This window comes from Actinoplanes sp. NPDC048791, assembly GCF_040650095.1.
Classification (GTDB): Bacteria; Actinomycetota; Actinomycetes; order Mycobacteriales; family Micromonosporaceae; genus Actinoplanes.
Genome location: NZ_JBEZGQ010001302.1, coordinates 1 through 2,021, shown reverse-complemented (window position 1 = coordinate 2,021; position 2,021 = coordinate 1). Strand labels below are relative to the sequence as shown.

At 72.8% G+C, this 2,021-nt stretch carries 1 protein-coding gene and 1 pseudogene; one reads left to right on the top strand and one right to left on the bottom strand.

Annotation, left to right across the window (positions count from 1 at the left end):
- Nucleotides 1-872: pseudogene (locus AB0C29_RS45650) on the bottom strand (hypothetical protein); the annotation flags it as partial.
- A gap of 160 nt (nucleotides 873-1,032) precedes the next feature.
- Here AB0C29_RS45650 and AB0C29_RS45645 point away from each other — a divergent pair.
- Nucleotides 1,033-2,021: hydroxyacid dehydrogenase (locus AB0C29_RS45645; RefSeq protein WP_360834238.1), on the top strand; the 989-nt coding region annotated here is incomplete at its 3' end.

Below are 2,021 nucleotides of genomic sequence, written 5' to 3'. Positions count from 1 at the left end.
ATCCGCTGCGGCTGGCCGCCATGCCCTGTAGCCGCCTGGCCGGTAGCGCTGCCGGCCAGTGGCTGCGCCGTGACGCCCGCCGCCGGTGGGCCCGAGGCGGGCTGCGCCGGCGGCTGCTGCCCGGACCACGGCGGCACCACTGCCTCCGGCCACGCCTGATGCTGCTGCGCGCCCCAGCCCTGCGCCTGCTGCGGCGGATACTGGTACTGCGGCGGGTAACCCGGCTGTGCAGCGAACCCGGCCTGCCCCGGATAGCCGGGCGGCGGAACATAGTGCGGCTGCGGCACCCCGCCCCACTGCGGCTGCTGAGGCGGCGGGTAGTGCCCGGGCCCCCACTGCGGCTGCGGCTGAGTCTCCGGCGTCGTCAGCTCGTGCAGCCAGTCCCGCTCGGCGCGCGACCACACCCGGCGGGCTGCCAGGTAGGCCGGGGCCTGTCCGAGCAGTGGCACCAGCAGCACGCCCAGGCCGACCACCAGGGCCAGCACGCCCAGCCGCAGCACCTCGGTGTCGGGGTCGCTCCCGGCCACTCCGGCGACCAGCATGATCAGTCCGGCCACCAGCGTCAGGCCGCCGACGATCATCGGGCCGACAGTGATGCCGTCGCGGACGAAGGACCACGCGACCGCGGCCACCAGTGCTGCGCAGACGGCGACGAGCGCGACAGCCAGCCCCTGCGCGGTGGCCTCGCCGACACTCTGCCGGAACGAGCCGGCTGACAACGCCACCAGGGCCGTGACCAGCAGCAGCACCGACAGCAGGCCGAGCAGGGCCGTGGTGACGGCCACTCCGAACGGCACCCGCCGGGGCGGCTCGGGGATCGCGGAGCCGTGATCCTCGTCGATTTCCTCGGCTTCGGCCGGTGCTTGGGACATGCCGAGGAGGCTAGCGGTCCGGTGCGACAGAAAGGGCTCCGGGTATTTCGTACGTGTGAGGCCGGTCACCATGAGATGACATGCCGTAATGGTCCCGGCACACCCTACGATCGCGGAAAGGTCGGCGGCCGGCCGCCTGCGAGACAACAGGTGGAGACGTATGACTCCCGTGGTACTGATCGCTGAGGAACTGGCCCCCGCCGCCATCGACGTGCTGGCCTACGACTTCGACGTCCGCCACGTGGACGGCACCGACCGGGCCGCCCTGCTCGCCGCCCTGGCCGACGCCGACGCGGTCATCGTGCGCAGTGCCACCAAGGTCGACGCGGAGGCGGTTGCCGCCGCGCCGCGGCTCAAGGTCGTGGCCCGGGCCGGTGTGGGTCTCGACAACGTCGACGTGCCCGCCGCCACCGCGCGGGGCGTCATGGTGGTCAACGCCCCGACCTCCAACATCGTCTCGGCCGCCGAGCAGGCGATTGCCCTGCTACTGTCCGTGGCCCGCAACACCGCCGCCGCCAGCGCCGCGCTCAAACGGGGCGAGTGGAAGCGCGCCAAGTACACCGGGGTCGAGGTGCAGGGCAAGACCGTCGGGGTGGTCGGGCTCGGGCGCATCGGGGTGCTGTTCGCGCAACGGATGGCCGCGTTCGGGACCCGGCTGATCGCGTACGACCCGTACATCCAGCCGGCCCGGGCCGCGCAGCTGGGCGTGCGGCTGGTCGGGTTGGACGAGTTGCTGCGGGAGAGCGACTTCATCTCGATCCACTTGCCGCGTACCCCGGAGACGTTGGGCCTGATCGGGGAGAAGGAGCTGGCCACGGTCAAGCCGGGGGTGCGCATCATCAATGCCGCCCGCGGCGGCCTGGTCGACGAGCGGGCGCTGGCCGACGCGCTCGCCGAAGGCCGCGTCGGCGGCGCCGGCATCGACGTGTTCGTCACCGAGCCGACCACCGATTCCCCGCTGTTCGCCTTCGACAACGTCGTGGTCACCCCGCATCTGGGCGCGTCCACCGCCGAGGCGCAGGACAAGGCCGGGCTGTCGGTGGCCCGCAGCGTCAAGCTGGCATTGCAGGGCGAGTTCGTGCCGGACGCGGTGAACGTGCAGGCCGGCGGCGTGGTCGACGAGGACGTCCGCCCGCTGCTCGGGCTGGC